Annotated in this window: 17 protein-coding genes, 1 tRNA gene and 1 pseudogene; 17 read left to right on the plus strand and 2 right to left on the minus strand. The window is 46.7% G+C overall.

The genetic code is table 11. From position 1 onward, the window contains the following. Positions 1-94 precede the first annotated feature (94 nt). From cysE to FND36_07505, 9 genes are all read left to right on the plus strand, one after another. Entirely contained in the window at positions 95-808 is a 714-nt protein-coding gene (cysE, locus tag FND36_07465) for a serine O-acetyltransferase (GenBank protein QDW73886.1), read from the plus strand. After that, complete coding sequence (locus FND36_07470) at positions 795-2,201, plus strand: cysteine--tRNA ligase (GenBank protein QDW73887.1); 1,407 nt, start codon at positions 795-797, stop codon at positions 2,199-2,201. The genes cysE and FND36_07470 overlap by 14 nt, the downstream gene beginning before the upstream one ends. Further along, positions 2,186-2,635 (plus strand): ribonuclease III, encoded by a 450-nt coding sequence (locus tag FND36_07475; protein ID QDW73888.1) that lies wholly within the window; start codon positions 2,186-2,188, stop codon positions 2,633-2,635. The genes FND36_07470 and FND36_07475 overlap by 16 nt, the downstream gene beginning before the upstream one ends. Before the next feature lie 45 nt (positions 2,636-2,680). Further along, positions 2,681-3,481: a 23S rRNA (guanosine(2251)-2'-O)-methyltransferase RlmB gene (rlmB, locus tag FND36_07480; protein QDW75573.1), complete on the plus strand. Its 801-nt coding sequence runs from the start codon at positions 2,681-2,683 to the stop codon at positions 3,479-3,481. A 62-nt stretch (positions 3,482-3,543) separates the two neighbouring features. Continuing rightward, entirely contained in the window at positions 3,544-4,149 is a 606-nt protein-coding gene (locus FND36_07485; GenBank protein ID QDW73889.1) for a sigma-70 family RNA polymerase sigma factor, read from the plus strand. Positions 4,150-4,200: 51 nt separating this feature from the next. Beyond that, positions 4,201-4,276 (plus strand) — tRNA-Thr (locus tag FND36_07490). Between the two features lie 98 nt (positions 4,277-4,374). Next, on the plus strand, positions 4,375-5,751 hold the full coding sequence (locus tag FND36_07495) for an MATE family efflux transporter (GenBank protein QDW73890.1): 1,377 nt from the start codon (positions 4,375-4,377) through the stop codon (positions 5,749-5,751). A 94-nt stretch (positions 5,752-5,845) separates the two neighbouring features. Beyond that, positions 5,846-7,513, plus strand: a complete 1,668-nt coding sequence (locus FND36_07500) for a glutamine--tRNA ligase/YqeY domain fusion protein (protein QDW73891.1) — start codon at positions 5,846-5,848, stop codon at positions 7,511-7,513. 56 nt (positions 7,514-7,569) lie between these two features. Then, positions 7,570-8,970, plus strand: a complete 1,401-nt coding sequence (locus tag FND36_07505; GenBank protein QDW73892.1) for a PLP-dependent aminotransferase family protein — start codon at positions 7,570-7,572, stop codon at positions 8,968-8,970. Positions 8,971-9,119: 149 nt separating this feature from the next. Here the strand turns inward: FND36_07505 and FND36_07510 are convergent. Next, positions 9,120-9,332, minus strand: a pseudogene (locus tag FND36_07510) (hypothetical protein). A 183-nt stretch (positions 9,333-9,515) separates the two neighbouring features. Between FND36_07510 and cls the strand changes: the two are divergent. Both cls and FND36_07520 read left to right on the plus strand, forming a co-directional pair. Then, positions 9,516-11,075, plus strand: a complete 1,560-nt coding sequence (gene cls / locus FND36_07515) for a cardiolipin synthase (GenBank protein ID QDW73893.1) — start codon at positions 9,516-9,518, stop codon at positions 11,073-11,075. 125 nt (positions 11,076-11,200) lie between these two features. Continuing rightward, on the plus strand, positions 11,201-12,478 hold the full coding sequence (locus FND36_07520; GenBank protein QDW73894.1) for an adenylosuccinate synthase: 1,278 nt from the start codon (positions 11,201-11,203) through the stop codon (positions 12,476-12,478). A 487-nt stretch (positions 12,479-12,965) separates the two neighbouring features. Here FND36_07520 and FND36_07525 read toward each other — a convergent pair whose 3' ends face one another. Next, entirely contained in the window at positions 12,966-13,187 is a 222-nt protein-coding gene (locus FND36_07525; protein QDW73895.1) for a hypothetical protein, read from the minus strand. Between the two features lie 94 nt (positions 13,188-13,281). Between FND36_07525 and FND36_07530 the strand changes: the two genes are divergently transcribed. From FND36_07530 to FND36_07555, 6 genes are all read left to right on the plus strand, one after another. Next, positions 13,282-13,788, plus strand: a complete 507-nt coding sequence (locus FND36_07530) for an SEC-C domain-containing protein (protein ID QDW73896.1) — start codon at positions 13,282-13,284, stop codon at positions 13,786-13,788. After that, positions 13,773-14,498: a YdcF family protein gene (locus FND36_07535; GenBank protein QDW73897.1), complete on the plus strand. Its 726-nt coding sequence runs from the start codon at positions 13,773-13,775 to the stop codon at positions 14,496-14,498. The genes FND36_07530 and FND36_07535 overlap by 16 nt, the downstream gene beginning before the upstream one ends. A gap of 412 nt (positions 14,499-14,910) precedes the next feature. After that, positions 14,911-15,759: a transporter substrate-binding domain-containing protein gene (locus tag FND36_07540; protein QDW73898.1), complete on the plus strand. Its 849-nt coding sequence runs from the start codon at positions 14,911-14,913 to the stop codon at positions 15,757-15,759. A gap of 94 nt (positions 15,760-15,853) precedes the next feature. Beyond that, positions 15,854-16,519 (plus strand): amino acid ABC transporter permease, encoded by a 666-nt coding sequence (locus FND36_07545; protein ID QDW73899.1) that lies wholly within the window; start codon positions 15,854-15,856, stop codon positions 16,517-16,519. A 20-nt stretch (positions 16,520-16,539) separates the two neighbouring features. Then, positions 16,540-17,730 (plus strand): GNAT family N-acetyltransferase, encoded by a 1,191-nt coding sequence (locus FND36_07550; protein ID QDW73900.1) that lies wholly within the window; start codon positions 16,540-16,542, stop codon positions 17,728-17,730. 4 nt (positions 17,731-17,734) lie between these two features. Continuing rightward, positions 17,735-18,898, plus strand: coding sequence for a pyridoxal phosphate-dependent aminotransferase (locus FND36_07555; GenBank protein ID QDW73901.1), 1,164 nt, complete (start codon positions 17,735-17,737; stop codon positions 18,896-18,898). Positions 18,899-18,910: the final 12 nt, after the last annotated feature.

The following is an 18,910-nucleotide window of genomic DNA, read 5'->3' on the forward strand; positions in this document are numbered from 1 at the left end:
CTTGGATACGGCTATGTATCAGAGACGGAGTTTTTTGTTTGGCTGCAATCTGCCGCAGAGATATTTTTTACATCAATGAAGGAGATTGGACATCATGGGTATGATATCTTATATCAGGGAAGAGATTCAGGTGATCCGGGAACGGGATCCTGCCATCAAGTCGAATATGGAGGTGTTCCTCTACCCCAGCTTTAAGGCGATCCTGCGCTACCGGATGGCCCATAAGCTGTATTTGAAGAAACACTATTTTCTGGCCCGGTGGATTTCCCAGAGGGCAGCCCGCAAGACGGGAATTGAGATCCATCCGGGAGCCACTATTGGAAAGGGACTGTTTATCGACCACGGCAGCGGCGTGATCATAGGAGAGACGGCGGAGCTGGGGGATAACATCACCTTATATCAAGGAGTGACTTTAGGAGGGACCGGAAAGGAACAGGGCAAGCGCCACCCTACCCTGAAGGATAATGTAATGGTGAGCGCGGGAGCCAAGGTCTTAGGTTCCTTTACCATCGGGGAAAATTCCAAGATCGGCGCCGGTTCTGTGGTCCTAAAGGAAGTGCCGCCCAATTGTACCGTGGTAGGCGTACCCGGCCGGGTGGTCAAAATGGGAGACCAGAGGATCCCCCGGATGGATATGGACCAGATCCATCTGCCGGACCCTATCAGCAACGATATCCGGGAGCTGCAGGCAGATAACCTGAGGCTGCACAGCAGGATCCTGGAAATGGAGAAGCATATGAGATGTATGCAGGAGCAAAACATCAAGATCTTAGATGAGGAGGAAGAACGAAACCATGAAGCTGTATAACACACTGACAAAGCAGAAAGAAGAATTTGTCCCACTGGAAGAGGGAAAGGTGAAAATGTATGTGTGCGGGCCTACCGTATACAATTTCATCCACATTGGAAACGCCAGGCCGATGATCGTCTTTGATACGGTAAGAAGATATTTTGAGTACAAGGGATACGATGTGAACTATGTTTCCAATTTTACTGATGTGGACGACAAGATCATCAACAAAGCGATCGAGGAAGGAGTTTCCGCCCAGGAGATTTCCGAGCGGTACATTGCCGAGTGCAAGAAAGATATGGAAGGCATGAACGTGAAACCGGCCACAACCCATCCTCTGGCCACTCAGGAGATCTGCGGAATGGTGGAGATGATCCAGACCCTGATCGATAAAGGGTACGCTTATGAGAAAAACGGTACGGTTTACTTCCGCACCCGCCAGTTTAAGGACTATGGCAAATTGTCCCACAAGAATCTGGACGATCTTCGCTCCGGCGAACGTTCTCTTTTGGTGACCGGCGAGGATGAAAAGGAAGATCCTCTGGATTTCGTACTGTGGAAACCGAAGAAAGAAGGGGAGCCCGCCTGGGAGTCACCATGGAGCGACGGCCGTCCGGGGTGGCATATTGAGTGCTCTGTTATGTCCAAGAAATATCTGGGCGACCAGATCGACATCCACGCCGGCGGCGAGGACCTGGTATTTCCTCATCATGAAAATGAGATCGCTCAGAGCGAGGCCGCTAATGGGAAAGAATTTGCCCGCTACTGGATGCACAATGCGTTTTTAAATATCGATAACCGGAAAATGAGTAAATCTCTGGGGAATTTCCGTACGGTACGGGAGATCAGCGAACAGTACGATCTGCAGGTGCTGCGGTTCTTTATGCTGAGCGCCCATTACAGAAGTCCGTTAAATTTCAGCGCAGAGCTGATGGAAGCGTCCAAAAATGGATTGGAGCGGATCGTAAACGCGGCGGAAAATCTGAAGTTCTATCTGAAGAACGCCCAGACAGAGAAGCTGACGGAAGAGGAAGAAAAAGCCTTCGCCCAGACCGATGGATTCGTGGCCGCTTTTGAAAAGGCCATGGATGATGACTTTAATACGGCGGATGCTCTGGCGGCTGTTTTCGACCTGGTGAAATTCATCAACACCAGCGCCGGTGAGAACAGTTCTAAAGCATATTTGGAGAATCTTCTTAAGCTTTTGAAAAAGCTGACGGATGTACTGGGACTGATCGTGGATAAGAAGGAAGAACTGCTGGATGAGGAGATCGAGAATCTGATCCAGGAGCGTCAGGCGGCAAGGAAAGCCAAAGATTTTGCCAAAGCCGATGCCATCCGGGATGAACTGGCGCAAAAGGGCATCATTCTGGAGGATACCAGAGAGGGTGTAAAATGGAAAAAAGCGTAGAATGGCAGTTTGACGCCTGCCTGCGGGAGGCTTTCCAGCTTCCTGACAGGCAGGCGAAGGGATATTCGCCTCTGGTGCTGGCCTATATCGGGGATTGTATCTATGATCTGATCATCCGTACCATTGTGGTCAGCCAGGGGAACCGCCAGGTAAACAAACTTCACAAAGAGACCAGCCGCATGGTGCAGGCATCCGCCCAGTCCCGGATGATGGAGGCCATTGAGCCCCTGCTGTCAGAAGAAGAAGCCGGAGTCTACCGCAGAGGCCGTAATTCGAAGAGCTTTTCGCCGGCCAAGAACCAGTCTTTGAAAGATTATCACCGGGCTACCGGATTCGAGGCGCTGATGGGATATCTCTATCTGAACCGGGAATGGGAGCGTATGCTGGACTTGGTAAAGACAGGGCTTGATCATTTGGAAGAGCCGGCCAGATAGGCGGAAAGAACTGTGAAAATCGGTAGGGGAAGAAAAGGAGCAGATATGCAGAAGTATCAAGGGGAAGGAAGAAAGGAAAGGGCCGGACAGGAGGCTCTTAAGGAGGAAAACCAGAAGGAAAACCGGATCGAGGGAAGAAACGCTGTGCTGGAAGCCCTGAGGGCGGACCGTACCATTGACCGGCTGTATGTGCAGGAAGGCTGCCAGGACGGGCCCATCCGCACCATTTTAAGAGAGGCAAAAAAGCGGGGAATCCAAGTGCAGTTTGCGGATAAAGCAAGACTTGCCCGGCTTTCCGTGACCGGAAAGCATCAAGGCGTGATCGCGGATGCGGCGGCCTACGCCTACGCCCAGGTGGAGGATATGCTGGAATTAGCCCAAAAACGGGGAGAAGATCCCTTCCTTTTCCTGCTGGACAATATTGAGGATCCTCATAATCTGGGGGCCATCATTCGGACGGCCAATCTGGCGGGAGCCCATGGAGTCATTATACCGAAGCGCAGAGCGGTCGGTCTGACCGCAACGGTGGCAAAGACCTCTGCCGGAGCCTTGAATTATACGCCGGTGGCCAGAGTGACTAATCTTGTCAAGACCATGGAAGAGCTGAAAGAGAAAGGACTGTGGTTTGTCTGCGCGGACATGGACGGAGAATCGATGTATCGGCTAAACCTAAAAGGCCCCATCGGTCTGGTGATCGGTAATGAGGGCGAGGGCGTAGGAAGGCTGGTGAAGGAAACCTGTGATTTTACAGCGGCGATTCCTATGAAGGGAGAGATTGATTCGCTGAACGCATCGGTGGCGGCAGGAGTCCTGGCTTATGAGATCCTGCGCCAGCGGCAGCAGTAGCAGTCATATGAGGTACATGCAGGAATCTTTTAGCCAAACATAAGGGAAAAGGAGGCGGCCTTATGAGTGCCTATGACCGGATGACCGACGAGCAGCTGATCGGAAAACTGCGGGACGGAGATAAAAAGATCATGGATTACATCATGGAAAAATATAAGAACCTGGTGCGCAAGGAGGCCAATGCCATGTATCTTCTGGGAGGGGAAAATGATGACCTGATCCAAGAAGGCATGATCGGCCTTTTTAAAGCGGTCCAAGACTATGATCCAAAGCAGGAAGCTTCGTTTTACAGCTTTGCCCGGCTTTGCATCGCCCGGCAGCTTTATTCCGCCATCGAGGCGTCTAAGAGAAAGAAGCACGGGCCGCTGAATTCTTATGTATCACTGTATGATAAAAATGATGAAAAGGAAGCGCTGATCGAGACGGTGGAAGCGGAGCGGGAAAATAATCCAGAAGAGATTCTGGTGAGCCGGGAATACGCCCGTCTTCTGGAGAGCGAGCTGGAGGAGCAGTTAAGCGATTTGGAAAGCAGGGTCTTGTACCTTCACCTTTTAGGCACAGATTATAAGACCATCGCCCGTCTTTTAGACAAGAGCCCTAAGACGGTGGATAACGCCCTTCAGAGAATAAAAGGAAAAACAGAGAAGATTTTGGAAAAATATCATTGACAAATCTATGGATTATAGTGTATAGTATCACTGTTGCAATCAATGATATGCGCTGCCGTGGCTCAGTCGGTAGAGCGTCGCCTTGGTAAGGCGGAGGTCGGCGGTTCGATTCCGCTCGGCAGCTTCATTACTCCCAGTTCAGGGAGTAATTTTTTTCGCCCATCTTTACAGATTTTACGCAGATCTTAGATCATACGACTCTTGTTGAAAAGGAAGGATGTACCCATGGAAAAGAAAAATAATACACTCATGACAGAGGGATCCATTTGGCGGAAAATGGTGTATTTTGCCATTCCCCTGATTCTTGGGAATCTGTTTCAGCAGCTGTATAATACGGTAGACTCCATTATCGTGGGAAATTTTATCGGAAGTGAGGCCCTGGCGGCTGTAGGAGCCAGTTCTTCCATCATCAATCTTCTGATCGGATTCTGCATTGGCGCCTCCGCGGGAGCTGGCGTAGTCATTTCTCAGTTTTTCGGAGCACAGGATAAAGAGGGAGTCCGCAAAGCGGTCCATACCACAGAGGCCATTGCTATGGGGGCGGGAGTGATCCTGACGATAGCGGGGATCATCTTGACGCCCTGGATATTGCGGATGATGGGAACGCCTGCGGATGTGTTTGATCAGGCGGCCCAATATCTGCAGGTGTATTTTGGCGGAATCGTTTTTTCTGTGATTTATAATATGTCCGCCGGAATCTTGAACGCGGTGGGAAATTCCAAACGTTCCCTGGTCTATCTGATGATCGCTGCGGTATCCAATATTTTCCTGGATCTTTTGTTTGTGGTGGTGTTTCGGATGGGAATTGTGGGAGCGGCTCTGGCGACTGATATCAGCCAGCTTTTATCCTGCATTTTTATCCTGAGATTCCTGATGAAGACCGACAGGATTTATCAGGTCCGTCTTAGAGACATCCGTCTTTATGATCATTTGTTTTCCAGGATCGTAAAGATCGGCCTTCCTACGGGAATCCAGAATATCGTGATCTCCTTTTCCAACGTGATCGTCCAGTCCAGCGTCAACAGCTTTGGGGCCGTGGCCATGGCCGGATTCGCGGCTTATATCAAGATCGATGGTTTTAATATCCTTCCGGTCTTAAGTATTGGGATGGCTGCTACTACCTTTGCCGGACAGAACGTAGGCGCAGGGAAATATGACAGGGTCAAGAGAGGAATGTATGTGTCTGTAGGGATGGGAGTGGCTTATACCATTGTGACGGGGATTTTGCTGCTCTTATTCGCGCCGCAGGTGATCAGGGTCTTCTCCAGCGAACAGGATGTGGTGGCCTGCGGTGTGTATATTATGAAATTTTTCTGCCCCTTTTACTGGATGCTTGGGATCTTGCAGGTGCTTGCCGGAACGATCCGGGGAACTGGAAAGACCTTGCAGACCATGCTGGTATTCCTGTTTTCTCTTTGTATCTTCCGGGTGGCATGGATTGGGATATGCTTATCCATTTCCCATGAAATGTTCTGGCTGATGGCGGCGTATCCGGCATCCTGGCTGGCGGGAGCGATAATGATCCTTTTGTATGCCTGGAAAGGGAAGTGGATGCCTGCTGATTATTACAGGGAACGCATACAGGAAAGGAATCAGGAATAAGACGGAGTATAACGGAAAGAAGCGGGCTTGTTTCCCCTGTGGTTTTATGATAAGATAAGGGGCAGAAAATATCGGCCCAGCAAGGAGGAAGAACATGGGAGAAGAGACAGTTTCCAAGAATTTTATCGAACAGGAAATAGATAAAGACCTGGCAGAAGGAATATACACGGAGGTCTGTACCCGGTTTCCGCCGGAACCAAACGGGTATCTTCATATAGGACACGCGAAATCCATTCTTTTGAATTCAGGATTGGCAAAAAAATATAACGGAACCTTTCACCTGCGCTTTGATGATACCAATCCTACTAAAGAGGATACAGAATTTGTGGAATCCATCAAAGAAGATGTGAAATGGCTGGGAGCGGACTGGAAGGACCATCTTTATTTCGCTTCGGACTATTTTGACGTAATGTACGAGTGCGCCTTGAAGCTGATCCGGAAAGGAAAGGCTTATGTCTGCGATCTTTCAGCGGAGGAGATCCGGGAATACCGGGGAACGCTGACACAGGCCGGAAAGAACAGCCCCTATCGGGACAGGTCTGTGGAAGAAAACCTGCGGCTTTTTGAAGAAATGCGGGAAGGAAAGTATAAGGACGGGGAGAAGGTGCTCCGGGCTAAGATCGACATGGCGTCCCCTAATATCAATATGCGGGATCCGGTGATCTATCGGGTGGCCCATATCTCCCACCATAATACCGGGGACAAATGGTGCATTTATCCCATGTATGATTTTGCCCATCCGATCGAGGATGCGGTGGAGAAGATCACCCATTCCATCTGTACGCTGGAATTTGAAGATCACCGCCCCCTGTATGACTGGGTGGTGCGGGAGTGTGAATTTGATCCGGCTCCACGGCAGATTGAGTTCGCAAAACTATATCTGACCAATGTGGTCACAGGAAAACGATATATCAAAAAGCTGGTACAAGAAGGAATCGTGGATGGCTGGGATGATCCGCGGCTGGTTTCCATCGCGGCGCTCAGAAGGAGAGGCTTTACGCCGGAGTCGATACAGATGTTTGTTGATCTGTGCGGAGTGTCCAAAAGCCAGAGTTCTGTGGATTATGCTATGCTGGAATACTGTATACGGGAAGACCTGAAGCTGAAGCGTCCGAGGATGATGGCGGTGTTGGATCCGATCAAGCTGATCATCGACAACTATCCGGAAGGAGAGACGGAATATCTGGAAGCGGATAATAACCTGGAAAACCCAGAGCTTGGAAAGCGGAAAGTTCCTTTCTGCCGGGAGCTGTATATTGAGCGGGAAGACTTTATGATCGAGCCTCCCAAGAAATATTTCCGGCTGTTTCCGGGCAATGAAGTGCGGCTGATGAACGCCTATTTTGTCAAATGCGAAAGCTATGAGACAGACCAGGACGGCAATGTAACCGCCATTCATGTGACCTATGATCCGGAGACAAAAGCAGGGACAGGATTTACCGGGAGAAAGGTAAAAGGAACGATCCACTGGGTAGCGGCTCCCTATGCTAAGCAGGCGGAGGTCAGACTGTATGAAAATCTGGTGGATGAAGAGAAAGGCGTCTATAATAAGGAAGACGGTTCCTTGAATTTAAATCCCAATTCCTTGACTGTCTTGCAGGAATGTATGGTAGAAGACAGTTTTGGAGAGTCTAAACCAGGAGACAGCTTCCAGTTTGTGCGCAATGGCTATTTTTGTCTGGATCTTAGAGATTCTGATCCGGAACATCTGGTCTTTAACCGGATCGTGTCACTGAAAAGTTCATTTAAGTTACCAAAATAAATGAATTGGGGCCGGGGGATTTTTAAAAATCCCCCGGCCCCAATGGAGTATGTGCCATGAATGAATTGACGATCAATCTAAACCCTCATTCGAAAACTCCTCTTTACGAGCAGATTTACAATTATATCAAAGAGAATATCCAGGAAGGCAGGATCGCCTGCGGCGAGAAACTGCCGTCTACCAGGGCCTTGTCCCGTTATTTGGACGTAAGCCGCAGCACTGTGGAACTGGCCTATGAGCAGCTCCTCTCGGAAGGCTATATTGAATCCCAGCCTTGCAGGGGATTCTTCGCGTCCAGGCTGGAAGGGCTGTACCGGCTGACTCAGGCAAAGGAGCAGCCAGAAGAGGCCAAAGAGGAAAGCAAAGCTTATCGGTATGATTTTACACCCCATGGAGTAGATTTAAAGAGCTTTCCCTACCATGTGTGGCGGAAACTGTCCAGAGAGATTTTAATAGACGACAGGACTGAACTTTTCCGGTCGGGAGACTCTCAGGGAGAATATGGATTCCGCCGGGCAGTAGCCCAGTATCTCTATCAGGCCAGGGGGGTCAACTGTACTCCGGAACAGGTGGTGATCGGAGCGGGAAGCGACTATATCTTAATGCTTCTGTCTATCATTCTGGGAACAGATCATACGGCGGCCTTTGAGGATCCCACGTATATGCAGGCATTCCGTCTGGCGAAAGACTTGGGATTCTCTACGGTTCCTGTTCCGGTGGACAAAGATGGAATGAGGGTAGCGGCTCTGGCGGAAACCGCGGCGGATATTGCCTATGTAACGCCTTCCCATCAGTATCCGACCGGTATCGTCATGCCTGTGCGGCGCAGGATGGAACTGCTGAAATGGGCGGGTGAAAGACCGGGGCGCTATATTATAGAAGACGACTATGACAGTGAGTTCCGCTACAAAGGGAAACCGATTCCGGCTCTTCAAGGATATGACAGCAGGGATAAAGTCATTTATCTGGGAACTTTCTCCAAATCCATCGCTCCGGCGATCCGGCTAAGCTATATGGTACTGCCGGATCCCCTTTTGGAAAAGTACCAGAAAAAACATCGGTTTATCAACTCTACAGTATCTAAAGTAGATCAGCTGATCGTACAGAAATTTATTGAAGAAGGTTATTATGAGAGGCACTTGAACAAGACGAGAGCCTTGTATAAAGGGCGCCATGACGCGCTGATCGAGGAGCTGCGCCCCCTTCTTGATATCTGCCGGATCTCAGGCGAACACGCGGGAGTCCATCTTCTTTTGACTTTTCAGAAGAAGATCACTGAGCAGGAGCTGATCCGGGCGGCTGCCGATGAGGATATCCGGGTATATGGACTTTCTGATTATCGGATCCAAAGATCAGAAAAGGATTGGCCCACCATTCTGCTTGGTTACGCGAATCTTACGGAAGAACAGATTCGGGAGGCGGCAGGGACACTGGTTACACTATGGAAGAACATATAAAAAGCGGCAGTCATAGAATGACCGCCGCCTTTTTGGCCTATTTATTTGGTTTCGTCTTCTTTTGTTTCTTTTCCGTCAGCCTCTTTCTGGTCTGGGGCTTTGGTCTCTGTCTGCTCGTTTGTCTCAGTGGAGTCAGCGAAGCCGGCTCCATCTTCAGTCTGCGCGCTCCCTGTGTTCAGCGGTACGTACTCTCGGTCGGCGGCAGACTTTAAGTCATTGTCCAGATCAAAATCCTCATCCTCAAAGGCGTCCTCCAAGTCTTCTGTGTCCGCGGCATCCCGCTTTTTCAAATAATAGAGAATCCCTGCGGCAGTTCCTGCTACAGCAGCCAGCCCAAGCAGTTTTTTCAGCCATTTTGCCATACCCTTATATCTCCTTTCGTAAGGGACGTTCCCCCTAATAGGTGTATTGTAATACTTTTTGAGGAAAAAGAAAAGGGGAAGGCAAAAGATTGAGAAAAAACCTTTGACAGCTCCTGGTTGAGCGGCCGGCAAAAGTATGGTACACTGTATCCGTGGCTTTTTATTTACTGGAAGGAGAGAGTTATGAGCAGCAATGAAGCACCTGGAACAGCGAAAAGAGGACTGTTCCGAATTGTTTTCAGCAGGACGGGGATCATTCTTTTGATGCTCCTTTTACAGGTCTGGTTCTTAGTAGAGACAAGTTTCTATCTGGAAGAGTACATTGCTTACGTATACGGAGCATTGACGATTCTTGGCGTTGTTGTTTTGATCTATATCATCAACTCGGAAGGCAATCCGGCATTTAAGATGACCTGGATGCTGTTTGTCATGGCGATCCCTGGGTTTGGAACGCTTTTTTATATTTTTACAAAAGTACAGCCGGGGACTCATTTCATGCGGGAGAGACAGGCCGTTCTCAAAGTGGAGACAGACCCTTACATGCAGCAGGAGCGGGAAGTGGTAGAGGCTGTCTGGGCCAGCAGATCCGCCAACGCCCAGCTGTCTTATTATCTGTCCGGCCTTGGATTCCCGACTTACCGGAATACGGAAGTGACTTATTTCCCATTAGGCGAATACAAATTCCGGTCAATGGTGGAGGAGCTGGAGAAAGCCCGTAAGTTTATTTTTATGGAATACTTTATCGTAGAAGAAGGATATATGTGGGACACGATCCTGAAGATCCTGCGTAAAAAAGTGAAAGAAGGAGTAGAGGTGCGCTTCATGTATGATGGAATGTGCGCGATTTCTATGCTTCCTTATAATTATCCGGAACAGCTGCGGAAATTCGGGATCCAGTGCAAGATGTCCAATGCGGTCAAACCCTTTTTGTCTACCATTCAGAATAACCGAGATCATAGGAAGATCTGCGTGATCGATGGAAAAGTTGGCTACACCGGAGGAATCAATCTGGGAGATGAGTATATCAACCGGAAAGTTCGATTCGGTCATTGGAAAGATACGGCGGTCATGCTGAAGGGAGACGCCGTGCAGAGCCTGACGATGATCTTCCTGCAGATGTGGAATGTAGAAGAACGGAAACCGGAAAATTATGAGCGTTATCTGACGAAGAAGCGGAGCGGGCTGAGAAGAGAACTTGGATATGTGATCCCGTACGCGGACAGTCCCTTTGATAATGAGAATGTAGGCGAGGAAGTTTATTTCCATATTTTGAACCACGCAAAAAAATATGTGCACATCATGACTCCCTATCTGATCCTGGACAACGAGATGCTCACCACACTGACCAGAGCGGCCAAAAGCGGAATCGAAGTAATCATTATCATGCCTCATATCCCGGATAAATGGTATGCTTTTGTAGTGGCAAAAACCTATTACAAAGAGCTGATCGAGGGGGGAGTGCAGATTTATGAATATACCCCAGGGTTTGTCCATGCCAAAGTTTTCGTGTCGGATAACGATACGGCCGCGGTGGGGACCATCAATCTGGATTACCGCAGTTTGTATCTGCATTTTGAATGCGGCACATTTATCTACAATAACTCAGAGATCGACAGGATTGAGCGGGATTTTCAGAAGACACTCACCAGATGTCATAAGATCAGCCTGCTGGAAGTGAAAAACAGGACCATCCTGACGAAGATCTCCGGTCAAGTGCTGCGGCTTTTGGCTCCGCTGATGTAAAAGAGGCCGGTCTGCGGAACAAAACAAGATGCAATAAATTTTGTTTTACAGGCAGGAAAAAATATAGTATAATGCTTAAGGTGATTGTTTCAAGGCGAAAGCCAATGACTTTAGGAGGAATGAATATGGTAAAAGCAGTAGTGGGAGCCAACTGGGGAGATGAAGGCAAGGGAAAGATTACCGACATGCTTGCCAGGGAAGCCGATATTGTAGTGCGTTTCCAAGGAGGCGCCAATGCCGGGCATACGATCGTCAATAATTATGGAAAGTTTGCGCTCCATACATTGCCGTCAGGGGTCTTTTATGGTCACACCACCAGCGTGATCGGAAATGGTGTGGCTTTGGACATTCCAGTATTGTTTAAAGAAGTCCAGTCTATCGTGGATCAGGGAGTGCCCAAACCAAAACTTCTGGTTTCCGACCGGGCCCAGATCGTGATGTCTTATCACAAAAACTTTGACGCTTACGAGGAAGAACGGCTGGCCGGAAAATCCTTTGGTTCCACCAAGTCAGGGATTGCGCCGTTTTATTCGGATAAATTTGCTAAGATAGGCTTCCAGGTCAGCGAGCTGTTTGACGATGCTCTCTTGAGAGAGAAGGTAGAGCGGGTCGCGCAGCAGAAGAATGTACTGCTGGAGCATCTTTATCACAAACCGCTGATCGATCCGGAAGATCTGTATCAGGAACTGAAAAGCTATAAGGAAATGGTTGAACCTTATGTGTGCGATACCGCCCTTTTCATCCACAACGCGCTCCAGGAAGGAAAGAGTGTGCTGTTGGAAGGACAGTTGGGTTCTTTGAAAGATCCGGACCACGGGATTTATCCCATGGTAACCTCATCTTCGACACTTGCCGGTTACGGCGCGGTAGGAGCCGGTGTCCCGCCTCAGGAGATCCAGCAGATCATTACTGTCTGCAAAGCATATTCCAGCGCGGTAGGAGCCGGGGCCTTTGTCAGCGAGATCTTTGGCGATGAGGCGGATGAGCTGAGACGCCGGGGCGGTGACGGCGGCGAATTTGGCGCTACCACTGGCCGTCCAAGGAGAATGGGGTGGTTTGACTGTGTAGCCTCCCGGTATGGCTGCCGGATGCAGGGGACCACAGACGTGGCCTTTACCGTTCTGGATGTATTGGGATACCTGGAAGAGATTCCGGTGTGCGTTGCTTATGAGATTGACGGGAAAGAAACGGATCAGTTCCCGCCTACCCATCTTCTTGAGAAGGCGAAACCTGTGCTGAAAAAGCTGCCGGGGTGGAATTGTGATATCCGTGGAATCAAGCGTTACGAAGATCTGCCGGAGAACTGCCGCAGGTATGTAGAGTTTGTAGAAGAACAGATCGGTTATCCGATCACCATGATCTCCAATGGACCGGGAAGAGATGATATCATATATCGGAAATAAGAGTTTAAAATTCCCACAGGAAAGAGTCGGGGCATAGCGCCTTTTCGATCTCCTTTCTGTGGGGATTTTTTTGTTTCTTAACCTGTCTTAAGAATTCTCTTATTCTATTTTTATATTTCAGCCACAGGCTGTACACATTTTTTCGGTAGAATGTAGATGTACAAAGGGAATGGTACAAAAAGAAGGCATATCTTACAATGTGTATCAATATAATAGTAAAGCGGGGAATAAGGGGTTTGCAAAAGCAAAAGAATATCCGCTTGAAAAACAGAAATGGAGGTATTACTATGCAGCAGAGAAATGAGGATGGCTATCTGGAAGTGCTTTCGATGGAAGAATACCTTACAAAAAGAAAAAAAATCAGAGAACAAGAGAAAAGAAAAGGGCAGGAGCGGCTAAAGAGAGACATGAAAGTGCTGTATCTTGCCGGAATGTATGGATAAAAATCAAGCGGGGAAAAGCCGCCAAAATTATGCGGGGATCGGACTTATGTCTGATCCTCGTTGTCGTCTTTTGGGCCTTTGAGAAGCCGGTATACCAGGATATAGGCATATAAAAGCACAGGGAACAGGATCGTGCAGGCGATGGAAGCCATCAGGAGATCTGCCGAGGCCGGATGATCTATCAGCGCAAAGACGAGAGTGGCCCCATACATAGCAAAAAGCAGGACAGCCCCCAGTCCCGCCAGGATACGTTTTGTCTTTTTCATGAGAATCCTCCTTTACATCTCAGGGAGTCTTTAGTATATTATATAGATAGCAGAAAAAAATTGCAAATGAAACAAATACAAAGGAGTTAGGAATATGAGTCGTACATTATTAGAACAGTGGCAGAGCATCGCATATAATGAAAAGGCAGACAGAGGACAGCTCCAGAGATTCTGGGGATCTTACTTCCAGATCGAGAAGGAGATTTATGAAAAGCTTTTGGACAATCCGGAGGAAGAGGTCAAAGGGACCGTGAAAGAGCTGGCGGAGAAATACGGACAGGAAGTGCTGACCATGGTAGGATTCCTGGACGGCATCAATGAAAGCTTAAAGGAACCGAATCCGATCGAGACCATGGATGAGGATACGGAAGTAAGCCTTGCTTTTGATAAGGAGAAACTTTATAAAAACATGGTCGCGGCAAAAGCGGACTGGCTCTATGAACTTCCTCAGTGGAAAGAAATTTATTCGGAAGAAGAATTAAAGAAGATGTATAAGGAGCAGAAGGAATCCGGAACGATCCGCAAGGAAAAGAAGATCGGGCGCAACGATCCATGTCCATGCGGTTCCGGCAAGAAATATAAAAAATGCTGTGGCAGATAGTTTTTTGTACCGCGGGGGTTCTCTGCGCGGCTTATTACGCGGTGATCGGCCTGACGCTTAGAAGATGGAATTCCACTTTCGCTAAATTTTGGCCCCTGCTGGGAATCCTACTGCTGTTTCTTGGCGCAGGACAGAATCTGGAAGAACCCGTCCCGCTGGTGATCCGCGGAGCGGCCGGTATTTTGCTGACAATATTCCTCATTGGGGAAGCGGCGATCCTGACAGGTATGTTTTCCTGCCGGGAAAGAGAACTGGATTATCTGGTGGTGCTGGGAGCTCATGTGGCGGGGGTAAAGGTGACAGATTCCTTGAAACGGCGGCTGGACCGGGCAGCAGAGTATCTTAAGAAATATCCCGGGACACGGGTCGTTGTGTCAGGCGGGAAAGGACACGGTGAGGATATTACAGAGGCGGAGGCGATGAGGAAATATCTGGTCAGCCAGGGAATCAGACCGGAGAGGATCTTCTGTGAGGATCGTTCTGCGACGACAAAAGAAAATCTGCAGTTTTCCGCGGGTTATCTGGAAGACATCCGCCGACCTATTGGGATCGTGACCAATAATTTCCATATGTACCGGGCCTGCAGGTACGCAAAGAAAGCTGGGTATCAGAGCCCATACCGCCTGTGCGCAGGCTGTCATCCCGTGTTGTTTATAAACTATATGGTACGGGAAGGATTCGCGGTGTGGAAGCTTTGGATCTTGGGGTAAAAGCGTAGGAGGCGGAGGCAACACAATCCCTCTATGATAAAAGGGAGAATGGTTTTGAAGAGTTTGGGTATCATCAGATCAGTTGTTTGGATGATTTGATGATACCCTCTTTTTGTAGGAAAGCATCCTGCCATCATACAAAATAGGATCGTAAGCAGCATTTGTTTTTGCACCGAAATTCAGAAGAAAATAATACATGGAAAATTAGAGAGAAGGCATTGCAGAAACGCCAAAGATCAGGAGGATTTCCACAAACAAAAGGCTCATCTAGTAAACGTAAGAACATCGACAGAAAGAAGATGTGATTTATAGAAAAAGCAGATAAATATATGTAAAACATCAATTTGCCTTAAAGCGGGAAAGTTTTTATACTAAATCTAAATAAAGAAAAAATACTGAATGGAGGAAAAAAATGAAAAAAAGGTTAGTGGGAGTTCTTTTATGTATATTATTAACAGTGGGGATGCTGGCCGGCTGTGGTGACAGTGCTTCTGAGAAAAATGGAGAAGCATCAAGTGATACGGCAGAAACGGAAAACGTAGAGGAAAATGAGAAAGTCTTTCATGTAGGCGGAGATGCCGCAACTCCAGGCTGGATCCAAACGGATGATGAAGGAGAACTTGCAGGTTTTGATTATGATATGTGGCAGGAAATTGGGAAGCGGACAGGCTACGAGATAGATTATCAGATCATGGAATGGGACGCGCTATGGTCAATGCTTGAGAGCGGACGTTTGGATACGGTTGGAAATCAAATTTCAGTGACGGAAGAAAGAGAAGCAAAATATGTCTTTACAGAGCCTTACGCATACAATATCTACTGCTTAATGGCGGCAAAAGATAATGAAGAGATCCAATCTATGGATGATCTGAAGTCCGGTATGACGATTGCGTGCGAGACAAATACCAGCGATGAAATTATTTTAAATGCGATTAATAAAGATTATGGAATTGAGTTAGAGCCGACATTTTATGACGGAATGTCCGTTCAGGATGTGGCATTGGGGAGATGTGATCTGTGGCCAAGGGCCGAAACGGGATGCAACGCGACATTAGAAGAAATGGATAATCTTAAAATTGTTGGAAAAACAAGTGTTGTAGAAACAAACGCATATCCATTTTCTAAAACGGAAAGAGGCGAACAACTGGCGGAGATTGCTTCAGAGGCAATTAAGGAAATGCAGGAAGATGGGACAATAAAAGAACTATCGGAAAAGTGGTTTGGCATGGACATCAGTGAGCAGCCGGAAAGTGCAAAATAGCATATGCTACATATTTTTGATTTTTAAGAGAAAGGGAAAGAAGTGATTTCTTGATGTTTCATCAGGGAATCACTTCTTAACAGGTGTTGGCAAGTTGAATTTGGAATTTTGTCTTGGTACATTGCAGGCAATGATAGAAGTGCTCCCGGTAACAATATCATTGACGGTTTTATCTTTTGTCGCTTCATTGATACTGGCGATTTTAATTGCGGTAATTGATTATTTTCGTGTGCCGGTTATCAGGCAGATTTGTGAAGTATATGTTTCCTTTTTCAGGGGGACTCCGCTGATTCCCCAATTATTTCTTTTGTATTTTGGTATTCCTACGTTTATTCCATCGCTTAGGAGTGTCCCGGCATTTACAGTGTGCGTAATTGGATTGACATTGAACTCGGCTGCGTATATGAAAGAAGTAGTGCGGGGAGCGCTTCTTTCTGTATCTGAAGGACAAAAAGAAGCGGCGCTTGCGCATGGGATGACTTCTATGCAGACAATGTTTAGAATAGTGCTTCCGCAGGCAACACGGGTAGCGGTTCCATCGCTGTTTAATAACTTGGTAGATATTGTAAAAGGGACATCAATGGCGTTTACAATTGGAGTTATCGAGATAACGGCAACGGCAAATCTGAGAGCGTCAGTTACTTTTAACTATTTTGAAGCTTATATGGTTTTAATGCTGTTGTACTGGGGAATTATTTTGATACTTGAACGGATGGAAGCCATTGTAGAGAAACACCTTGAAGCAGGATATATAAGATGACGAAAAGGAGCAGATGACAAATGATAAAAATACAAAATTTGCATAAGCGTTTTGGAAAGCTTGAGGTGTTAAAAGGAATTGATTTGGAAATCCAGAAGGGAGAAGTTGTTGCGATTATCGGTTCTTCTGGGACAGGTAAGTCTACACTGCTGCGTTGTATGAACTACCTTGAGGTTCCGGATTCCGGCTCTATTACGATCGGGAATGTTACTGTTACAGCTGGAGAAACATCAAAAAAGGAAATCCATGAATTAAGAAAACATTCTGCTATGATCTTTCAGAATTATAATTTGTTTTCAAATAAAGATGTGCTTCACAATGTAATGGAACCATTGGTAACCGTACAGAAAATGAAAAAGGAAGAGGCCAGAGCCCAGGCGATGGTCTATTTAGAAAAAGTCGGAATGAAGGATAAGATCAGGCAATATCCGATTACTTTATCGGGAGGGCAGCAACAAAGAGTTGCTATTGCGCGTTCTATGGCAATAAAACCCAATGTTTTGCTTTTTGATGAACCAACGTCAGCGCTTGATCCAGAATGGGTTCAGGAGGTTTTGGAAGTCATACGAAATCTTGCCAAAGAAGATTATACAATGATAATAGTCACACATGAGATGCAGTTTGCGAAAGAAGTGGCGGACAGGGTGATTTTTATGGACGAAGGCAAGATTATAGAAGAGGGTTCTCCCAAGCAGGTTCTTGAGAATCCATTGCAGGAAAGGACGCGGGCGTTTCTTAAGCTGTCAAATGTGGAAAATAAGAGTGTCAATGGGACGTATCGAATTATCAAGTCTATGAATTTTGAGGAGATGCTTCCAATGTTTATTGAAGCCGGACTTGAGTTTAAACCGGATTCAAAACCACCTCAAGGGTTGATCGCATGTTTTGAAATGATTGATAATAGTACAGGACATCGAATAGGAGGCGCTTCTCTTGCCAGGACATATGGCGAATTTGTAATTCGAACGGTGGCCATAGAAAAGAAATACCAGGGCCAAGGACTTGGACGAAAATTAGTGGAATATGTGATTGAAGAAGCAAAGAGTTGGGATGCCGGAAGGATTTTGTTAAATGCGAAGATTCCGGAATTTTACAAGAAGCTTGGCTTTGTAGTTCTCCCAAGGGAGTCTGCTCCGCCAATTTCAGACTGTCTGAGCTGTCCAAGATTCCATAATGGCTGTGAATCTGAAATTATGAAGTTGGAATGGTGATAAAATGTTTTGTTTTGAAACTGGAGTGGAACGAAAAAAAACAAATTGCGAAAAGTGGGATGCGCCGTTTGTAGGTGAAAATGTAATACCGATGTGGGTTGCGGATATGGATTTTGAAATTGCGCCGAATATTACCAGAAGACTTGTGAAAACAGCAGAACAGGGAGCATTTGGATACCAGTTCTTATCGGATGATTATTATAATGCAATTATCGATTTCTTGCGAGAAAGACATGACTATCAGGTAAAAAAAGAATGGATATGCTATGTTCCCAACGTTGTGCTGGGATTATTTCTGGCGCTTCAGGCAGTGTCGCAAAAAGAAGACGAGGTAATCATACAGACGCCTGTATATGGACCTTTTTATAGGGTGGTAGAGGAAAGCGAACGAAAACTTGTTGAAAATCCACTAAAATGCCAAAATGGATATTATACAATCGATTTTGAGGACCTTGAGAGAAAGATAACAAAGAGAACCAAAGTTCTTCTTTTTTGTAATCCGCATAATCCATCCGGAAGAGTATGGAAGCGAAAAGAACTAGAGAAACTGGTTCAAATTTGTGTGCAAAATAATATTTGTATTATTTCAGATGATATACATAGTGATATTGTTTCAAGAAATATGAAACATACTATGATCGCGGAAATATGCAAAGCCAAGAAGGGAAACTGTATAACTGCCACATCCCCTTCAAAACCATTTAATCTTGCGGGCATACATGTGGCTAACTTTATTATTGAAAATGCCGTGATTAGAAAGAAATTCCAAAGACTTCTGAGAATCCATCATGTTGATGAATGTAACGCGTTTGCAGAGCAGGCTTTAATTGGCGCGTACAAAGAATCTGCCGCATGGTTGAATGAAATGAATGCATATGTAGAAGAGAACATTTGCTATTTTGTTGAATATATACAAAAAAATATCCCATTGCTACAAACTCGAAAGCCTGAAGGAACTTATCTGGTCTGGGTTGACTTCAGAAAGACAACAGTCTCGCCGGAAAATCTCAAGGATTATCTTAAGGAGAGATGCCATGTACTGATAAACGAGGGAGAATTTTTCGGGAGAGAGGGAAGAGGATTTGCAAGATTTAATCTTGCCTGCCCAAGAAAAAACATAGAAATTGTTCTTGAAAATCTGAGAAAAGAATTTGCAAAAGATTTTTAACATTTATCTAAA

The organism is Lachnospiraceae bacterium KGMB03038, assembly GCA_007361935.1.
GTDB lineage: Bacteria > Bacillota > Clostridia > Lachnospirales > Lachnospiraceae > Massilistercora.